The following is a 672-nucleotide window of genomic DNA, read 5'->3' on the forward strand; positions in this document are numbered from 1 at the left end:
ATTTGAGGTCCATGTCCTGAATATGCCTGTTGAATCCGGAGCATGGACAACCGATCCAAACTTTCTATAGATCGTTGGATAGATGTGACACCCTCTCGAAAGATATTTAACCATCCGATATCATTTTTGTGAAAGAGATCCCCACAAATTAATATCTCTTCTTCAGGTTCATATAAAGAAATATGTCCTAACGTATGTCCTGGTGTGTGCAAGACTTTCAAGGTTCTACTTCCTGTATTAATCTCATCTTTATCTGAGAGCTTTGTATCGACTCGATAAGGTTCTACAGGCTGATCTAACCACTCTGCACTACAGGCTTCAGGGTCACAAGAATTAATTAAATCGGCATCCCATTTATGAGCAGCAATCGAAACACCATACTTTTTTTGAAGATAAAAATTGCCTCCTACATGGTCACTATGATAGTGCGTGTTCACAATAAGGTGTAATTCTTCTGGTGAAACACCTACTTCTTTAATTAATTGCTCTGTATCTTTCGCATCACTCCCAAAACCAGAATCAATAAGGATCGGGAGCTGATCATTAATAAGAATCATGTTTGCACTTGGAAAATTTCTTTCAAAGAAAATAATACTGTTTTTTTTCATAAGCTATTCCTCCTCCACAACCCGGGATTCCCATTAATAAGGTTTTCCCCATTAACATTACTTC

Annotated in this window: 1 protein-coding gene; it reads right to left on the reverse strand. The window is 37.6% G+C overall.

Annotation, left to right across the window (positions count from 1 at the left end; translation table 11 throughout):
• On the reverse strand, positions 1–608 hold a 608-nt coding region (locus tag AC1DOS_RS20445; RefSeq protein ID WP_477538950.1), incomplete at its 3' end, for an MBL fold metallo-hydrolase.
• Between the last annotated feature and the right edge of the window lie 64 nt (positions 609–672).

The organism is Paenisporosarcina sp. P5_A11 (genome assembly GCF_056400705.1).